Raw genomic sequence first — 17,058 nt, 5'->3', positions numbered from 1 at the left:
GTGAATCTCTTTCCCCGTGCCTGGAACGCCCTGCAGGAAGCTGTGCACGCACTTGACGGCGGGCAGTGGGTCGCCCCTTCCGGCTGTACCGGCTGGCTCGTCCAGGACCTGGTGGTTCACCTGATCATCGACGCGCAGGACGTGCTCATCACGCTCGCCTCCACCACCGATGCGCCGCCGACCCGCACCGCGATCGGCTACTGGGAACCAGCGATGCAAGCGCCGGACGGCACCGACGCGGAGTCGGCGTTCGTCCGGCGGAGCGCGGCCGCCTACGGCACCACGGCCTGGCTCCTCCACCACTTCGACGACCTCACCGTCGCCGCCGGCCGGGCCGCCGCCGCCGCCGATCCCGGCGCCCGCGTGGAAACCCGTGACGAGGTGCTGACCGTCGCCGACTACCTCACCACCTACGTGCTGGAGTCGACGTTGCACCACCTCGACCTGGTGGCCCACCTGTCCGGAGTGGACGGACCACCGGCGGAGACGCTGGCCGCGTCTCGCGCGCAGACGGAAGAAATCGCCGGCTTCGCGCTGTCGTCCTCCTTCGACGACCGCGCTGCGTTGCTCGTGGCCACCGGCAGACGCGCACCGTCCGCGGAGGAAACCGCCGCACTCGGCGAACTCGCCGGGAAGCTGCCGGTAGTGCTCGGGTGATCGTCTGGCTCAACGGCACGTTCGGCGCCGGGAAGACCACCACCGCGCGGGAACTGGCCGGACTGCTCGGCGCCCGCGTCTTCGACCCCGAGTACGTCGGCTACCTGCTGCGGATTCTGTTTCCCGAACCGGTGGCGGACTTCCAGGACATCAGCCTGTGGCGACCGTTGGTCGTGGAAACCGCCGCGAGGATCCACGAGCACACCGGCGGGCCGCTGGTGATCCCGCAAACCCTGCTCGTGGAGTCCTACGCCGAGGAGGTCTTCACCGCCCTGGCCGGACGTGGACTGGTGGTCCGGCATTTCGTCCTGCACGCCGGGCAGGACGAGCTGCGCCGCCGGATCGAAACCGACCCCGCAGAACCGGGCGCGCGGCAATGGCGGCTCGACCACCTCGGCGCTTACGCGGCCGCCCTGCCCTGGCTGCGCACAAGCGGCACGCTGGTGGGCACGGAAGCAAAGCCGCCCGCAGCAGTGGCACGGGAAATCGCCACCGCGGCCGGGCACCCGGGCTGAGCGCGGTGAGTTCGGTGGCTACCGGAAGGGACCGGCAGCCACCGGAAGCCCGGCCAGTTCCGCCAGCGCGGCGAAGGATTCGACGCGTTCGGCCGGATCGTAGGTGCTGGTGCTGATCAGCAGTTCGTCGGCGCCGGTGTCCGCGACGAGTGCGCCAAGGCGGTCGGAAACCTCGGCCGGGGTACCGCCGATCTGTCCGGAAAGGACTTGGTCCAGCCGGGTGCGTTCGCGATCGGTCATCGCCACGGTGAGGATCTCCTCGGCAGGCGACAACGGCGGGAACACGCCGTGACTGCGTGAGTACACAGTGGACCAGGCTTCCGGCACCAGCAGCGTGCGGGCCTGCTCTGCGGTGTCCGCGACGGCGACCGCGGTCGACACGACGACATAGGGATCCGCAGTGCTGGAACGGAACCGGTCGCGGTAACGGGCAATCGCGTCGATCATCGCGCGGTGCCCGCGTGCCGGTGCGATGACCAGCGGCAGGCCCAGTTCCGCGGCGAGGTCCGCGCCCGCACCGGTGGCCAGCAGGAACAACGGCACGGACTGACCTTCGGCCGGGATCGCGTGCACGCCGGGCTGCACCTGGTCCCCGCGGAAGAACGCGCGCAGTTCCCGCACCTGGTCGGCGAACCCGTCGGCTGCGTCCTTGTCCTGCCCGAGCGCGCGGCGCACCCCTTCGATGAAGCCCACCGAACGCCCGAGCCCGAGGTCGATCCGCCCGGGATACAGGGCGTTCAGCACGCCGAACTGCTCCGCAACCACCAGCGGCCGGTGGTTCGGCAGCATCACACCGCCGGTGCCGACCCGGATCCGGGTCGTGGCGGCCGCGACGGCGGCGGCGAGCACCGCGGGCGCGGACCCGGCGACCCCGGGCACGCCGTGGTGCTCGGACACCCAGAACCGGTGGTAGCCGAGCGCTTCGACATCCCGCGCGAACGCCACGGTGTCCCGCACGGCCTGTGCGGCACCCCGCCCGCGCCGTACCGGCGAGCGGTCGAGCACGGAGATCGCAACGTCCACGTCCGGGTCCAACACCCCGGGCCGGGGCGGGATTCCCGGCACGGGTCAGGGGCGCCAGCGTTCGCTGTAGTCCGGATGGTCGGCATAGGGCAGGGCGAGCAGCCGCAGCGTCACGCACCAGTTGGCGCCGGCCTCGTCGGCGGGCACGTGACAGTTCTCGCACCAGTATTCACTGCCGTACAGCGGGAAACCCGGCACCTTCTCGGACACCGTGGTGCGGTGCGCGAGCATGATCCGGCGGATGGCCTCGATCTCGTTGATCATCTGGTTCACCACGTCGAGTTCGACGTCCCCCAGCGCCCGGATCCGCTCTTCCACCGCGACCTTCGCCTCGGCCCGGGTGAGCTGCTCGCCTGCCTGCTGCTTCTGCACCGCCTGCATGATCAGCGCCTGCCGCTGGCCCACTCGCGCGGCGAGGAACGCGATCAGGTCGTCCACCGGGTCTCCCTTCCTGCCGGTCCGCCCACCGGCTCGGAGTAGTCGCACCGCGATCCAGGAACGTTACGCACCGGATCCGGAACAGACCGTGCCCAGGCTCCCGATCGGGTACTGAGCAGGGTAATCCCTGCCGGGGGAAATCCTCACTCCCCGCCGGAAATGATCACTGAACGTGACCACCGGCCGCGATCAGCCGGTCACTCGGAGTCGGCCCGCGTATCGCCGGACCGCGCACCGTCTGCCTGCGCGGAGCCGGACGGCGCCCTGCCGGACCGTGCCTTGCTCGGCTGCACCCGCTTCGGCTCGCCGGGCATTTTGGGGTAGTCCGGCGGGTACGGCAGTTCCGCGCCGCCGAGGTCGCGGTCGTCACGGTCGTACCACTCCAGCAGGGTTTCCAGCCCGAACGCCGTTTCGTCCATCGGCGCGTGCAGGTCGCCGTGCTCGGCCAGGAAACCGGGGACGCTGCGCACGTCGAACTCGTCCGGATCGGCCTCGGCGAGCAGGTCCCAGGTCAGCGGCGTGGACACGGTGGCGCGCGGCGTGCCGCGCACCGACCAGGAGGAGGCGACCGTGCGGTCGCGCGCGGCCTGGTTGTAGTCGAGGAACACCCGGCCGCCGCGTTCCTCCTTCCACCACGAGACGGTCGCCTTGTCCGGGACGCGCCGCTCGACCTCCCGCCCGAGTGCGATCACCGCGTGCCGCACCGCGACGAAGTCCCACTCCGGCCGGATCCGCACCAGCACGTGCACCCCGCGGCCGCCGGAGGTCTTCGGGTACCCGGTGAGCCCGGCGTCCGCAAGCACTTCGCGCACCACCCCGGCCACCTCGACCGCGTCGCCGAACCCGGCCCGCTCCGGCGGATCGACGTCCACCCGCAGTTCGTCGGGATGGTCCACATCGGACCGCCGGACCGGCCACGGGTGGAAGTCGAACGTGCCGAGGTTGGCCGCCCAGGCGAATACCGCGGGCTCGGTCGGGCAGATCTCGTCCGCGGTGCGCCCGGACGGGAAGGTGATGCGCGCCGTCTCCAGCCACTCCGGGGCGCCCTTGGGCACGCGCTTGGCGTAGAACCAGTCACCCGTGACGCCGTCGACGTAACGCTTGAGAGTGGTCGGGCGCTCCCCGATGGCACGCAGCAACGGCCCGGCCACCGCGAGGTAGTACTCCACGACCTGGCGCTTGGTGATGCCCCGGTCCGGGAAGTAGACCTTGTCCGGACTGGACACCCGGACGGTGCGCTCCCCCACCTGGTACTCGACCGGATCACCGTGCTTGGGCATGCGCCAACGGTATCCCGCCATCGCGCCGGAAACCCGGCACGACACCACGGCGATCCCGCAGGCAGGCGCGTCCTGCCGGCGGGACCGGGCGGTCGCTGTCCGGCCCGGGTGCCCTACCGTGGCAGTGTGTCCGGCAGAACCAAGCTCGTCCTCGCGCTCGCTGTGCTTGCCGTGCTCACCGCGGTCGCGGTGTGGGTGCCGATTCCCGGGCCGGCGCAGTGGCGGCAGTGGGCCGCGGCGACCGGGCCTGCGACACCGATCGTGCTGCTGGCCGCGTACGCACTGCTCACCGTCGCGCCGATCCCCCGCACCGTGTTCAACCTCGCCGCCGGACTGCTCGTGGGCAGCGTCGCCGGGGTGGCCATCGCGCTGGTCGCGACCACGATCGCCGCCGGGCTCTCGTTCGGGCTGGCCCGGCTGCTCGGACGCGATCTGGTCACCCGGCACCTGCACCGGGCACCGGTCCGGGTGGTCAACGAGCGGCTCTCCGGCGGGGGCGTGGCGGCCGTCCTGTCGTTGCGGCTGATCCCGGTGGTCCCGTTCGCACCGCTGAGCTACCTGTGCGGCGTTTCCTCGGTACGGCTGCTGCCCTACCTGGCCGGCACGGCGCTCGGCAGCGTCCCCGGCACGATCGCGGTGGTCGTCTTCGCCGACGCGCTGACCGGCGACACGCCGCCCGCGTTGCTGGCCTGTTACGCGGTCTTCGCGGCGGCCGGGGTGGCCGGGCTGCTGCGCGTGCTGCGACGGCGCACCCCGGCTGTGGCGCCGGAAGAGCCCGCGCGGTCGGCGGCACCGGCTGGCTGACGGCGACCGGGTACTTCCGACCGCTACACTCGTTCGGGTGCGCGAGGGGTATCCGCGCTGAACACGACCACGAATCACCGGGATTTCGTCAGGAGCGTCCGCCATCGACACCGGACAGCTGATCGCGGGGCACTATCGCCTCGTCGAGCACATTGGTAGCGGTGCCATGGGCGTGGTGTGGCGCGCGGTCGACGTGCGCCTGGAACGGTCCGTGGCGATCAAGCAGATCCTGCCGCAGCCGGGGGTGTCCGAGGCCGAGCGCGACAACATGCGCCAGCGCGCCATGCGCGAGGCGAAGAACGCCGCCCGCTTCCAGCACCCGAACGCCATCGTGGTGTTCGACATCGCCGAGCACAGCGGCGATCCCTGCCTGGTGATGGAGTTCCTCGACGGGCCGAGCCTGTCCGCGGTGCTGGCCGAACAGGGCACGCTCCCGGTCGGCCAGGTCGCCCGGATCGGCGAGCAGGTGGCCGCGGCGCTCGTCGCCGCGCACCGCGCCGGGATCGTGCACCGGGACGTCAAGCCCGGCAACATCCTGATCGACGAGACCGGCACGGCGAAACTCACCGACTTCGGCATCTCGCGTGCGGCGGGCGACATGACGCTGACCCAGACCGGCCTGATCGGCGGCACTCCGGCCTACCTCGCGCCGGAACTGGCGCGCGGCGCCGATCCGGTGCCCAGTTCCGACGTGTTCGCCCTCGGCGCCACGCTGTACCAGGCGATCGAGGGCCAGACGCCGTACGGCAACACCACCAACCAGCTCGCGCTGCTCTACGCCGCGGCCAACGGGCAGGTCAACCCGCCCAGCCAGGCGGGCCCGGCGACCGCGCTGCTGATGAGCCTGCTGCGCACCGAGGCCACCGACCGTCCGAGCATGGCCGAGGCGCGGGAGCGGCTGGCCGCGCTCGCCTCGGGCGAGTCCGCGGAACCGCCGCTCATCGCGGGCGGACGCGGTGGCGCGAGCACCGACTCGCGCCCGCCGTGGCAGCGGGTGGCGACCGGCCAGGAGGCACCGTCCGCTGCCCCGATCCCGGCCCAGAAGGCCCCGTCGAACCCGCCGCGCACGCCGACCGCGGCGTTCATGCCGATGCGCTCACCGGCCGCGCCGCCGCGTACTCCGCCACACCCGCAGCCCGCGGTTCCGCAGGCCGCACCCGCACCGCAGGCGGCCCCGCGGCCGGCACCCACCGCCGCCGCACCGAACTACTCGGGCGCTGCGGCGAAGACCGGCCACAGACGCAGGTTCGCCCTGTTCGCGGGCGGCGCGGCGGCGATCGTGGCCGTCGCGGTGATCGTGTTCCTGGTGCTGAGCAACACCGGTGGCACGGACGGCGGCACGAACGCGAACCCGCCGGCGGACCAGCCCTCGACCGGGGCACCGCCCTCGTCCGGTCCGCCCAGCAGCACTCCGAGCGCCCCGGCCGGTCCGCTCGGCCAGACGCCGCCGGAGGGCAAGGTCACCGACTACGCCGCGGCAGGCCAGTTGATCACCAACGGCTTCTTCGCCAAACCCGCGGCCAACTGGGCGCACCTCACCCCGTCCGCGCAGGCGGTCTACGGCGACGAGAGCGCGTTCCAGCAGTACTGGGCAACGCACCAGATCGGCGCGTACCAGGACGCCCGCGCCGACAGCGGGGGCGCCAACCCGGACGGTTCGATCACCATGAACCTCACCATCGACGGGACCCGCCGCCCGTATCGCGTGATCATGTCCGGCGGCCAGCTGCTGATCGACAGCGACACCCGGCTGAAGGCCGACTCGGCGACCGGCTGACCCACCCCGGCGCGGCCGTTTTCGCTGACCCGGTTGCGGTTTCCGGCCGCGGCCGGACCCGGCCGGGCGGTGACGTCGGTCCCGGCGGGAGTGTGCTGAGCAGGGTCGATGCCCTACCGTGGAGACATGGTCGAAAGCGCAGCTGTGCCGCCGGGCTGGAACCCGCGCTTCCACGATGACCTGATCGGGCTCGATCCGGCCGACCCGGACGTGCGCGCGTTCGCCGCGCACCTCGACCGGATGGAGCGCACCGGGCCGACGTTCACCGTCGAGGCCTGTCTCGACCAGGTGGCCGACTTCGCCGAATCGAGCACCCGGACCGGCGGGCTGCGGTACTGGGTGTCCGTGCTGTTCGTGGTGCTCATCGTGGCCGGTCTGCTCGTGACCGCATGGGACATCGCGACCCACACGGTCGCCTTCCTGTCGAGGTAACGTGGAAGGCGTGAAAGGTATGAAACCCGTGGTCGGCACCACCCCGCGTGTGGTCAGGTCCGAGCAGGAATGGCGTGCGCAGCTGAACCCGGAGGAGTACGCGGTACTCCGCCAGGCCGGTACCGAGCGGCCCTACACCGGCGAGTACACCGACGAGAAGACGACCGGCGTCTACGAGTGCCGGGCCTGCGGTGCGGAACTGTTCCGCAGTGACACGAAGTTCGAGAGCCACTGCGGCTGGCCGTCGTTCTACGACCCGGCCGATTCGGACGCGGTGCTGCTGCGCGAGGACCGTGCGATGGGCATGCGGCGCATCGAGGTGCTCTGCTCGTCGTGCCACAGCCACCTCGGCCACGTCTTCGAGGGCGAGGGCTACGCCACTCCCACCGACCAGCGCTACTGCATCAATTCGATCTCACTGAAGCTGGTCCCGGAGACCGGCGACTGAGCCGCCGCCGCGGGGCGCGCGGCACGGAGCATCGGAGGGGGAACGATGGTCTGGACGGTTTCCGGTGGGATCGCCGCGGCGATCGGTGCCGTGCCGGCGCTCGCGTTCTGGTACCTGGGCCTGCGCGTCGCACGGCGCGCGGGCCGGGGCGACGACGACGGCGCACCGGCGCGGCTGACGTCAGCTGCCGAGGTCGCGGTGCTGGCGAACGGTCCGGTGCGGGTGGCCGAGTCGGTGGTCGCAGCGCTGCTGGAACGCGAACAGCTGCGCGCCGACTCCGTGGGCAGGCTGTACCGGACGCCGCTCGAACCGGTCGACGACCTCGGCCGCGACGCCGTGGGGCTGGTCGGCGAGCACACCGGCGTGGCCACCGTGCTGAGCGGGCTCATCGGCAGTCCGGCCATGCAGCGGCTGGTCGACGATCTGACCGAACGCGGCCTGCTCGTCGACACGACCGCGGTCCGGCGTGGCTGGGCACTCGTGGCGGTCCGGGAGGGATTGCTCACGGCCGCCGCGATCGCGTGGTTCGCCTTCGGCGGACTGTCCGGGTTCCCGCTGGTGACGGCGTTGCTGGCGGCCGGGTTGGCCGGCCTCGCGCTGTCCCGCCGCAGCAAGGCCGGCCGGGTACAGGCGACCGAAGCCGGCGAGGCCGCGCTGGCCGCGGCACGGCCGGACCAGAGCGTGCTGACCGGGGCGACCGCGAAGGTCACCCTCGGCGGCTTCGCGAACCACCCCGATCGGGACCTGCGGGTCGCACTCTTCCGCGGACTTCCCGCCACGCGGCGAACCGGCACCGCGATGGCCACGGGCGTCAGCGGCGTACTGGGCGGCGTGGCCTACTACTACGGAGCAGGCGGAGGCGGCTGCGGTGCCGGAAACAGCTGCGGCGGAGGCGCCGGCTGCGGTGGTGGCGGCTGCGGTGGCGCGGGCTGTGGCGGGGGTGCAGGCTGCGGCGGCGCCGGCTGCGGCGGGGGAGGTGGCTGCGGTGGCGGCAACAACTGACCGGCAAACACCACTGCCGACACGGAATCCGCACCGCGCCCCCGGGCCGGACGAGGTTTTCCATAGCCAGACACCAGGTTCAGCACGCGCCGGAAAACGCGCGGCAGCATCCGACCGAACGCACCGCACACGAGCCGACACCCGCCGGCATCCAACGAAGCACACCCCACACACGAAGCAACGCCCGCCAGCGGCCCGTCGGTGCACACGCCGCCGGAAGGCAGCCTCCGGCGCCCGGCTGAGTGCGTGCCGTCGCAAGCAGGTTCGGTGCGCGCCGTGGCGGGTCCGCGCGGCGGCGCGGGCCGATGGGGGTGACGGGCGTGGTTGAGCGGCTCGGGGTCGGCATCGGATGGCGGCCCGAGCTGGACCTGTCCATCGCGCGGATGCGCGGGGTGGACTGGGTCGAGGTCGTGGCCGAGAATCTGCACGCCCGGCATCTGCCGGACAGTCTGGTCGCACTGCGCGAACGCGGGATGCCGGTGCTGCCGCACGCCGTTTCGCTTTCGCTCGGCGGGGCGGAACCGCTCGACACCACGCGGGTGGAGCATCTCGCCGAGGTGGCCCGTGCGCTCGACGCCCCGCTCGCCAGTGACCACGTCTGTTTCGTCCGCGCGGGCGGGCTCGATTCCGGGCACCTGATGCCACTGCCGCGCACCCGCGAGGCGCTGGACGTCCTGGTGGCGAACGTGCGCACCGCTCAGTCCATTGTGGACGTACCATTCGCGCTGGAGAACATCGCAGCGGTTCTGCAGTGGCCGGACGACGAGCTCACCGAGGAGCAGTTCCTCACCGAACTCACCGAACGCACCGGCTGCCTGCTGATCGTCGACGTCGCGAACCTGTACGCGAACGCCCGCAACATCGGCACCGACCCGGTCGCGTTCCTCGACGGCATCCCGTGGGAACGGCTGGCCTACGTGCACGTGGCCGGCGGGGTGGAGCGCGACGGCGTCTACCACGACACGCACGCCCATCCGGTCCGCCGCGAGGTCCTCGACCTGCTCGCCGAGCTGCGCCGGCGGACCGATCCGCCGGGTGTGCTCCTCGAACGCGACGACGACTACCCCACCGACAGCGAGCTCACAGCCGAACTGGCCGCGTTGCGCACGGTAGTCAGCGCATGAGCCGCGAGGAACTGGCCGCGCGGCAGGCGAAACTGCTGGAGAACCTGCTCACCGGCGCGGCAGCCCCACCCGGGTTCGATCCGGAACGGCTGCGTGTCGAGGCAGGCGTCCTGCGGGGCAAACGCCGCCGGCTGGTCGCCTACCTGCGCCCGGATCTGCCGCAAGCACTGGGACCACGGTTCCGGTCGCTCTTCGACGCCTACGCAGCCGAGCACCCCAAGACCACCGAGGTGCGCGCGCACGAGTACGCGGCGGGTTTCGCGGCCTGGCTCGTCAGCCGGGGTGAGCTGCCGAAACCCCGGCGGCGCCGGTTCCGGCGCTGACCGGGGACCACACCGCGGGGTCCGAGCCGGGCTGGTGCGTGGCGTGCTCCCACTGCGGTGGGGCGCCGGGCAGTTCACCGGCCATCCGCACCCGGGTCATCCGGCCGAAGTCGCTGTCCACGTCCTCCAGCAGATCCGCGAAGTCCACTTCGGACGGTGTGCCGGGCTTGCGGCCCAGCCGGTCGAGCCAGGCACCGGTACCGGCGAGGGACAGCCGGGCACGCCAGGTGCCGCCTTCGGTCACGGTGCGGTGCAGCGCGGTCATCACCGCGGCCGCGGTGAGCCAGCCGGTCGCGTGGTCGAGGGCTTGCACGGGCAACGGGGCCGGTGCGTCCGCGGCGTTCTCCTCGGCGATGCCGGAGGACATCTGCACCAGGCTGTCGAATCCGCGGCGACGGGCCCACGGGCCGGTCCAGCCGTAGGCGGACAGATCGGCGACCACGAGCCCCGGCCGCAGTTGCGCCAGTTCCTGCGTCCCGAACCCGAGCCGGGCGAGCGCGCCCGGCCGGAACGACTGCACCAGCACGTCCGCACGGGCGATCAGCTTCCTCAGCTTCGCCCGGCCGCCCTCGGTGTCGAGCGCGACGAACGCGGAGCGTTTGCCCTGGCCGGTGTCCATGGTGAGCACCGGGATCCGCGGCAGGTGCGCCGCGCCGACGTGCAGTACGTTCGCCCCGTGCGCGGCGAGCACCCGCCCGGCGACCGGGCCGGCGAGCACGTGCGTCAGCTCCAGCACCCGCACCCCGCCGAGCGGCCGTTCGGAGTCGAACAGGGTGCGCTGCGGCGCGTCCCCGATCCGGTCCAGCGCCACCAGCGGCAGGTCCGCGACGGCCCGGCCCTGCGGATGCGCGAGCCACTCCGCACGTGAACGCATCAGTGCGGCCGCCCCGCCCGCGCTGACCACCGCGGATTCGACCTCGGCCGCGCGTTTCCCGGCGACCGCCTTCGCCACCGCCTCGCGGACGGCCGGCACGCCGAGTGCCCAGCAGACCGCCGCCTCGTGGCGTGGGTAGTTGCAGTGCAGTTTGACCCAGCCGTCGGCCGCACGGAAATCGCCCGCGATCGAGCCCCACGGACTGGGCCCGGGACGGCCGTCGACGCGCAGCAGCCGCTCGCTGCCGAACGCCGCAGCGGCGTGCCGGGCGTCGACCGCGACGGTGCCCGGTTCGATGCCCCGCACCCGCAGCAGCTCGGCGGCGGCGAGCGTGGCCGCGGCGACGCTCGCGGCGGCCGCTGCGGGCACCCGGAACGGACCGGGCAGCACGGACTCGTCGCCGGTCAGGGTGGCTTCGGGCGGTGAGTCGCCGGTGAGCGTCCGCCACACCCCGGCCAGCGCGTCCTGCACGACGGTTACGGCAGAGCCGCGACGAGCTCGGCAGGCGGCACCCGGGTGCCGGTGTAGAACGGAACCTCCACGCGCACGTGCCGCCGCGCCTCGGTGCCGCGCAGGTGCCGCATCAGGTCGACGATCCGGTGCAGTTCGTCGGCCTCGAAGGCGAGGATCCACTCGTAGTCGCCGAGTGCGAACGACGCCACGGTGTTGGCCCGCACGTCCGGGTAGTCGCGCGCTTCCTTGCCGTGGTCGGCCAGCATCTTGCGACGTTCGTCGTCGGGCAGCAGGTACCAGTCGTAGGAGCGGACGAACGGGTAGACGCACACGTACTTGCGCGCTTCTTCGCCGGCCAGGAACGCGGGCACGTGGCTCTTGTTGAACTCCGCGGGCCGGTGCAGCGCGGTCTGGCTCCACACCGGGGTCGCGGCCCGGCCCAGCGGCGTCCGGCGGAATCCGGTGTAGGCGTCCTGGACCTGCTCGATCTCCTCGGCGTGCCACCAGATCATGAAGTCGGCGTCGGCGCGCAGCGCGGACAGGTCGTAGACCCCGCGCACGATCACGCCCTTCGCCTCGAGACCGTCGAGGAATTCCGCGGTCTCGCGGCCGGCGGCTCCGCGGTCTTCGCCGAGCCTGCCCGGTTCGATCCGGAAGACCGACCAGGTGGTGTAGCGGATCGTGTCATTGAGCTCGTTGTAGTTCAGCCGCGCCATGTACCCATCCTGGCACTGTGCGCGCCGGATGTCCCGAGCGCCTCCGTCACACCGTCAGCTGACCGGCGATCCGGCGCGCGGCCGCGTCCGCGGTGGCCACGCACGCGGGCAGGCCGACCCCGTGCAGCGTGGCACCGGCGACGGCCAGTCCCGGTGCGGCGCTCACCGCCTCCTCGATGCGCGCGACACGCTCGAGGTGCCCGGTGCCGTACTGCGGGAGCCCGCCGCCCCACCTGGTGACGAGGGTGTCGACTGGATCCGCGGTCACGCCGGTGAGCCGGGCCAGGTCGTCGCGTACGGCGGCGACTAGTGCCGCGTCGTCCCCGTTCAGCGCACCGGGCTCGCCGAAGCGGCCGACGGAGCCGCGGACCAGCACCGGTTCTTCGGCGCCGTAGTGCGCCCACTTGTTCGCGGAGAAGGTGAACGCCTTCGACGCATAAGGCACACCGTCCGCGTCTCGCTCCCCCGCGCCGATGAGGATGCCCGAAGAGTCCGGCAGTTCAGTGCCGGACGGCAGTGCGAGCGCGACGACTGCCATCGACGCCAGTTCGACCTCGCCGAAGGCGGTGGACGCAGCCGGGACCACGCCGTCGAGCAGCTTTCGCGCGGCAGGCGCGGGAACGGCGAGCACCACGGCGTCGACGTCGACCGGACTGTCCTCCGGCGCGTGCGCGGGCGCCGCGGCGCCGAAGTCGAGCTGCCAGCCGGACGCGGTGCGAGCGAGTGAGCGAACGGTCGCCGAGGTGCGCAACCGGGCGCCGGACAGTGCCAGCAGCCGTTCGACGAGAGCGTCAAGGCCTCCGGCGAGGGTGCCGAACACCGGCGCGGTGCCTGGTGTCTTGGGCAGCAGCGACGCGGCCGCTTCGGTGAGCGAAGCGGCGCCGTCCGCGACCGCGCCGGCCAGACCGGGCATGGTCGCGCGCAGGCCGAGACCGTCGGCGCCGCCTGCGTAGACACCACCCAGCAACGGGTCGACGAGACGGTCCACCAGTTCGTCGCCGAACCGGGTGCGCAACAGCGGACCGAGCGGCAGATCGCCCTCGCCCAGCCGGACCGGGCCCAGCGAACGTTCCTTGTCCACAGTCCGGCGGCCGTCCTCGGACAGCACGCCGGCGACCGCTTCGGCCGACGCGGGCACACCCATCAGGGTGCCCGGCGGCAGGCTCTGCACAGACCCGCCAGCGTGGATCTTGGCTCGCGCCTTCGTGGGGTGCACCAGGCGGTCTTCGAGGCCGAGCTCGGTCACGAGCGCGGTGACCTCGGGGCGGCGCGCGAGGAATGCTTCGGCACCGACGTCGTAGCGGACGCCGCCGACCTCGGCGGTACGCAGCTTGCCGCCCACCGTTGAGGTGCTTTCGAAGACGGTGACCTCGACGTCTTCGCCGAGCAACCGGTGCAACCGGTACGCCGCCGTCAGGCCGGAGATGCCGCCGCCGACGACGGCGACGCGCTTCACAGCGAATGCACCAGTTCGACGACGCGGGTCAGCACATCCGGATCAACGCCGGGCAGTACGCCGTGGCCGAGGTTGAAGACGTGGCTCCTGGCGGCGCGGCCCTCCTCGACGATGCGGCGGACTTCCGCCTCCAGCACCGGCCAGGACGCGTGCAGCAACGCCGGATCGAGATTGCCCTGCACGACCGCGTCGCCGCCGAGCCGCCGCACGGCCTCGTCGAGCGGCACCCGCCAGTCGACGCCCACCACGTCCGCGCCCGCGTCGCGCATCGCGACGAGCAGCTCGCCGGTACCGACACCGAAGTGGAACCGGGGCACGCCGTAGCCGGAGACCTCCTCGAGCACCCGCGCGGAGTGCGGCAGGACGAACTCGCGGTAGTCGCGCTCGGACAGCGCGCCTGCCCAGGAGTCGAACAGCTGGATCGCGTCGACCCCTGCGTCGAGCTGGGCGCGGAGGAAGATCGAGGCGACGTCGGCGAGGCGGGCGGCGAGTTCGTGCCACAGCTGCGGATCCGAGTGCATCAGGGCCTTGGTGTGCTCGTGGTTGCGGCTGGGCCCGCCCTCGATGAGGTAGCTGGCCAGCGTGAACGGCGCACCGGCGAAGCCGATCAACGGGGTTTCGCCGAGCCGCTCCACGAGCAGCCCGACGCCCTCGGCGACCTTCGCGACCTGCTCCGGTTCGAGCACCGGCAGACCACGCACCGCGGCCGCGTCGCGCACCGGCTGCTCCACCACCGGCCCGGTGCCGGGCACGATGTCGATCTCGACGCCGGCCGCCTTGAGCGGGACCACGATGTCGCTGAACAGGATCGCGGCGTCGACCTGGTGCCGCCGAACCGGCTGGAGGGTGATCTCGGCGAGCATCTCCGGGTCGAAGCAGGCCTCGAGCATCGGCACGCCCTCGCGCAGCGCGCGGTACTCCGGCAGCGAACGCCCGGCCTGCCGCATGAACCAGACCGGCACCCGCGCCGGCCGCCGCCCCCGCGCAGCAGCGAGCAACGGCGCCTCGGACAGCGCGCGACGAGCCGGAACGACCGGAGAACCGACGGAGACAGACGAAACCTCAGGCACGAACCCCATGCTCCCACGCCACCGCACGCACCCGAGGCGCGCGGTATCGAGCGGCCGCCGAACGGGCGCGGTGCAGACAGGGAACCGGGTGCACCTCCGCCGGATGTTCGCCCCGAAACCGCACACCCGGCTCGCCGGCCCCACACAGCGCCCCCCCCACAAAGCAGCGCCCCCCACAAAGCAGCGCCCCCCACACAGCAGCGCTACCCGACACGGCAGCACCCGAGCGCCACCCGACACGGCACCACCGCAGGCCCGTCACCAACACGGGCCCGCCGACTCGCCAGCGCCACAAGCCCCCAGCGCTCCAGCACCACACGGCCACCCGACCGCCCACCCGTACCGGCGAATCAGTCACCCGCCGGCTGGTCAGCACCACAGCCCCTCCGAACCACCAGCACGACACTGCCCCACCACCAGCACCATGCGGGCCCCGCATCACACTGCCCGCGTCGTCCGCACGCACCGCCGGCTCGTCCCGGCGCCGCCCACCTCCGAACCTGCCTCCTCCAGTCGTCCGGCAGAGCGCATTCACCGCTTGCCGGACAAGGCGACACGCCGGGAGCGGAGTGTGCCGTTCCGGCCGGTGTGTCCCGGTCGTCGGAGCCGGCACGGCAAGGCGGGGTCGCTCGGCGCGCCTGCGACGGCAACCGGCCGGTGCCGCCCTAAAGTCGGTGCGTGACCGCGATGACGCCAGTGCCCGAGCTGTTCCGCGAAGCCGTCGCGGCGCTGCAGTCCGTCCGGCCTCGTCCGGAGGTCCGGCTGGAGCAGATGCGGGCGCCGCAGCGGCTGGCACCGTGGTCGTACGCGGTGAGCTGCGAGGTCTCCGGCCCCGCCGACGTCATGGCGTCCGGGCGGCTGGTCCTGCTGCACGACCCGGACGGACAGGACGGCTGGGAGGGCGTGTTCCGTCTGGTGATGTACGTCCGGGCGGAGCTCGACCGCGAACTCGCCACCGATCCGTTCCTGCCCACCGTCGGCTGGTCCTGGCTCACCGATGCGCTCGAGGCGTCCGGGGCCACTTGGAAGGCACTCGGTGGCACGGTGACCGAGACCTCTTCGGCGCGGTTCGGCGACATCGCCGGCCCCGCTCGCACCGACGACCTCGAACTGCGTGCGTCCTGGACCCCGCCGGATGCGATGCTGCGCCCGCACGGGAGCGCGTTCTGCCAGGTCATGGCGAGCGTCGTGGGACTGCCCCCGGTCGGCGTGACCTTGTTCGAGCAGCGCCAGAGCTCCTGATTCCCGAAGTTCACCCGGACGGGCAGCCCGTCCGGGGCCGCTGCACGCCCGCAGCCGCGCCCCGACGGCCGCAGCGGCACGCTGCCGGACCGTTCGCGGCACCCGCTTCCGGGCAGATCCGAGAGCCGTTCACGTCCGTCCCGGGTGGACGGACAGCGGCCGGACGGGGCCATCTGCCCATTCGTGAACTACTGCCGATCACAGGCAGTAAACCCCAGGTCACCGCCTCGCGGGCCGTCCCGCGGCAGGCCGCGGCCGGCCGCCGGCTGCGTACCGCCGGCGGCACGGCCCGGCGCGGAACATGAAAAAAGATGATCTCTCCCCGGCCAGGGCCCATTTCCGGGTTCCGGGGTCTAGCCCGTCCGGGCGCACGCAGAAGCACCGGCACCTGCACGGGCCATCTGCACGCCCGTTTCCAAGGCGGCAACAGAAGAGCATCGCGCACGACCGGAGATCCGTAAGCAACCGGCCGTTCATTAGTCCGATCGTGTTACATCAAACGCGCTGGGTGACGAACTGTTTCGGATAGATACCCATTCGATCCCCCCGCAGCGGCGTCCGGGCGGCTACAGTGCCTGGGACGACACCACTTTCGGTCTAAAGCTGGCGCGGCTGAACGGCCGAAGGTCCCGGTGCCGGTCGGGGGGCACGACCGACTCCAGGGAGGTAGTGACGTGGCTACCGTCGGCTTATCTCAGGCCGTCCGATCCACGCCAGCCGGTGCTTTGCCGGCGAGCATGGTTCCGCACCCGCGGGAAGAGCTCTTTTCCGTGTTGGTGGTCGATGACCACCCGCTGTTGAGGGAGGCAATCTCAGCACGACTCGCACAGATGGGTGCGGGCACCGTCCACGAAGCCGCCACGGTGGCCGAGGCGAGGGCGCGAGCACAGGCCACCGGCCCGTGCGATCTCGCGATCCTCGATCTCGGACTGCCGGACGGCAGCGGTATCGAGCTCGTCACCGAGCTGCGCAGCCACGGCTGGCCGCGGGTGGTGGTCCTCGCATCCTCCGACGACCCGTACGCGGTGCGTTCCGCGTTCCAGGCGGGCGCGCAGGCGTACCTGCTCAAATCGGCCTCACCGGTCGTCGTCACCGACGGCGTCCGCAGGGTGCTCGAGGGCGGCGTCTACGCCGACCCGAGCGTGGCTCCGGTCCTCGCGACCGGGACCAGGGTCGCGGGGACCGACAACACCCCCCGCGAGCTGTCCGCCCGTGAGGTCGAGGTACTCCAGCTCGTCGCCGACGGGCAGTCCAACAAGGAGATCGGAGAGGAACTTTCGCTCTCCGCACTCACCGTCAAGTCCCACCTCTCCCGGATCGGGCGCAAGCTCGGCACGGGGGACCGGGCACAGATGGTCGCGCTGGCGATGCGTGCCGGCGTGATCCGCTGACGACGACGGACCACGTCCCTGCGGGGCGGGCGG

The 17,058-nt window shown here is 72.3% G+C and carries 18 protein-coding genes; 11 read left to right on the top strand and 7 right to left on the bottom strand.

Translation table 11 applies throughout. The annotated features are described in order from the left end of the window. Positions 1 to 657, top strand: a complete 657-nt coding sequence (locus ABD793_RS06615) for a maleylpyruvate isomerase N-terminal domain-containing protein (protein WP_344856408.1) — start codon at positions 1 to 3, stop codon at positions 655 to 657. After that, positions 654 to 1,172, top strand: coding sequence for a P-loop nucleotide/nucleoside kinase family protein (locus ABD793_RS06610; protein ID WP_344856406.1), 519 nt, complete (start codon positions 654 to 656; stop codon positions 1,170 to 1,172). The genes ABD793_RS06615 and ABD793_RS06610 overlap by 4 nt, the downstream gene beginning before the upstream one ends. 18 nt (positions 1,173 to 1,190) lie before the next feature. Here ABD793_RS06610 and ABD793_RS06605 read toward each other — a convergent pair whose 3' ends face one another. The 3 genes from ABD793_RS06605 to ABD793_RS06595 form a co-directional block, all read right to left on the bottom strand. Then, positions 1,191 to 2,195 carry an MsnO8 family LLM class oxidoreductase gene (locus ABD793_RS06605; RefSeq protein ID WP_344856404.1) on the bottom strand — a complete coding sequence of 335 codons (1,005 nt, stop codon included), beginning with the start codon at positions 2,193 to 2,195 and terminating at the stop codon, positions 1,191 to 1,193. A gap of 45 nt (positions 2,196 to 2,240) precedes the next feature. Continuing rightward, the gene (locus tag ABD793_RS06600) at positions 2,241 to 2,633 is read right to left on the bottom strand and encodes a DUF6221 family protein (RefSeq protein ID WP_344856402.1); all 393 of its coding nucleotides are present in this window, start codon (positions 2,631 to 2,633) and stop codon (positions 2,241 to 2,243) included. A 197-nt stretch (positions 2,634 to 2,830) separates the two neighbouring features. After that, entirely contained in the window at positions 2,831 to 3,913 is a 1,083-nt protein-coding gene (locus tag ABD793_RS06595; protein ID WP_344856400.1) for a DNA polymerase domain-containing protein, read from the bottom strand. A 126-nt stretch (positions 3,914 to 4,039) separates the two neighbouring features. On the opposite strand from ABD793_RS06595, the gene ABD793_RS06590 reads away from it, so the two are divergent. The 7 genes from ABD793_RS06590 to ABD793_RS06560 all read left to right on the top strand — a co-directional run bounded on the left by ABD793_RS06590 (position 4,040) and on the right by ABD793_RS06560 (position 9,823). After that, positions 4,040 to 4,717, top strand: coding sequence for a TVP38/TMEM64 family protein (locus ABD793_RS06590; RefSeq protein WP_344856398.1), 678 nt, complete (start codon positions 4,040 to 4,042; stop codon positions 4,715 to 4,717). Positions 4,718 to 4,835: 118 nt separating this feature from the next. Next, positions 4,836 to 6,494, top strand: coding sequence for a serine/threonine-protein kinase (locus ABD793_RS06585; protein ID WP_344856884.1), 1,659 nt, complete (start codon positions 4,836 to 4,838; stop codon positions 6,492 to 6,494). A gap of 126 nt (positions 6,495 to 6,620) precedes the next feature. Further along, the gene (locus ABD793_RS06580; protein ID WP_344856396.1) at positions 6,621 to 6,926 is read left to right on the top strand and encodes a hypothetical protein; all 306 of its coding nucleotides are present in this window, start codon (positions 6,621 to 6,623) and stop codon (positions 6,924 to 6,926) included. 19 nt (positions 6,927 to 6,945) lie between these two features. Then, positions 6,946 to 7,374 (top strand): peptide-methionine (R)-S-oxide reductase MsrB, encoded by a 429-nt coding sequence (gene msrB, locus ABD793_RS06575; protein ID WP_344856880.1) that lies wholly within the window; start codon positions 6,946 to 6,948, stop codon positions 7,372 to 7,374. Between the two features lie 45 nt (positions 7,375 to 7,419). Beyond that, entirely contained in the window at positions 7,420 to 8,376 is a 957-nt protein-coding gene (locus tag ABD793_RS06570; protein ID WP_344856394.1) for a TIGR04222 domain-containing membrane protein, read from the top strand. Positions 8,377 to 8,681: 305 nt separating this feature from the next. After that, the gene (locus tag ABD793_RS06565) at positions 8,682 to 9,500 is read left to right on the top strand and encodes an MbnB/TglH/ChrH family RiPP precursor modification enzyme (protein ID WP_425548656.1); all 819 of its coding nucleotides are present in this window, start codon (positions 8,682 to 8,684) and stop codon (positions 9,498 to 9,500) included. Then, positions 9,497 to 9,823 (top strand): SCO6045 C-terminal-like domain-containing protein, encoded by a 327-nt coding sequence (locus ABD793_RS06560; protein ID WP_344856390.1) that lies wholly within the window; start codon positions 9,497 to 9,499, stop codon positions 9,821 to 9,823. Before ABD793_RS06565 ends, ABD793_RS06560 begins: the two co-directional genes overlap by 4 nt. On the opposite strand, the gene ABD793_RS06555 is transcribed toward ABD793_RS06560, so the two are convergent. Genes ABD793_RS06555 through hemE form a run of 4 tightly spaced genes read right to left on the bottom strand, consistent with a single transcriptional unit; the run spans position 9,774 to position 14,401 of the window. Then, positions 9,774 to 11,168 carry a CoA transferase gene (locus tag ABD793_RS06555; protein WP_344856388.1) on the bottom strand — a complete coding sequence of 465 codons (1,395 nt, stop codon included), beginning with the start codon at positions 11,166 to 11,168 and terminating at the stop codon, positions 9,774 to 9,776. The genes ABD793_RS06560 and ABD793_RS06555 overlap by 50 nt on opposite strands. Before the next feature lie 5 nt (positions 11,169 to 11,173). Beyond that, positions 11,174 to 11,866: a hydrogen peroxide-dependent heme synthase gene (hemQ, locus tag ABD793_RS06550; RefSeq protein WP_344856387.1), complete on the bottom strand. Its 693-nt coding sequence runs from the start codon at positions 11,864 to 11,866 to the stop codon at positions 11,174 to 11,176. 46 nt (positions 11,867 to 11,912) lie between these two features. Further along, positions 11,913 to 13,322, bottom strand: coding sequence for a protoporphyrinogen oxidase (gene hemG, locus ABD793_RS06545; protein ID WP_344856385.1), 1,410 nt, complete (start codon positions 13,320 to 13,322; stop codon positions 11,913 to 11,915). Then, complete coding sequence (gene hemE, locus ABD793_RS06540; RefSeq protein ID WP_344856383.1) at positions 13,319 to 14,401, bottom strand: uroporphyrinogen decarboxylase; 1,083 nt, start codon at positions 14,399 to 14,401, stop codon at positions 13,319 to 13,321. The genes hemG and hemE overlap by 4 nt, the downstream gene beginning before the upstream one ends. A gap of 669 nt (positions 14,402 to 15,070) precedes the next feature. On the opposite strand from hemE, the gene ABD793_RS06535 reads away from it, so the two are divergent. Both ABD793_RS06535 and ABD793_RS06530 read left to right on the top strand, forming a co-directional pair. Continuing rightward, positions 15,071 to 15,634, top strand: coding sequence for a DUF3000 domain-containing protein (locus ABD793_RS06535; protein ID WP_344856381.1), 564 nt, complete (start codon positions 15,071 to 15,073; stop codon positions 15,632 to 15,634). A 674-nt stretch (positions 15,635 to 16,308) separates the two neighbouring features. Then, positions 16,309 to 17,025, top strand: coding sequence for a response regulator transcription factor (locus ABD793_RS06530; protein ID WP_098509311.1), 717 nt, complete (start codon positions 16,309 to 16,311; stop codon positions 17,023 to 17,025). The last annotated feature ends 33 nt before the right edge of the window (positions 17,026 to 17,058 follow it).

The organism is Amycolatopsis ultiminotia (genome assembly GCF_039536925.1).
GTDB classification, from domain to species: Bacteria; Actinomycetota; Actinomycetes; order Mycobacteriales; family Pseudonocardiaceae; genus Amycolatopsis; species Amycolatopsis ultiminotia.
Note: the sequence above shows the minus strand (reverse complement) of the source record. Positions and strands in the feature narration are given on the sequence as shown.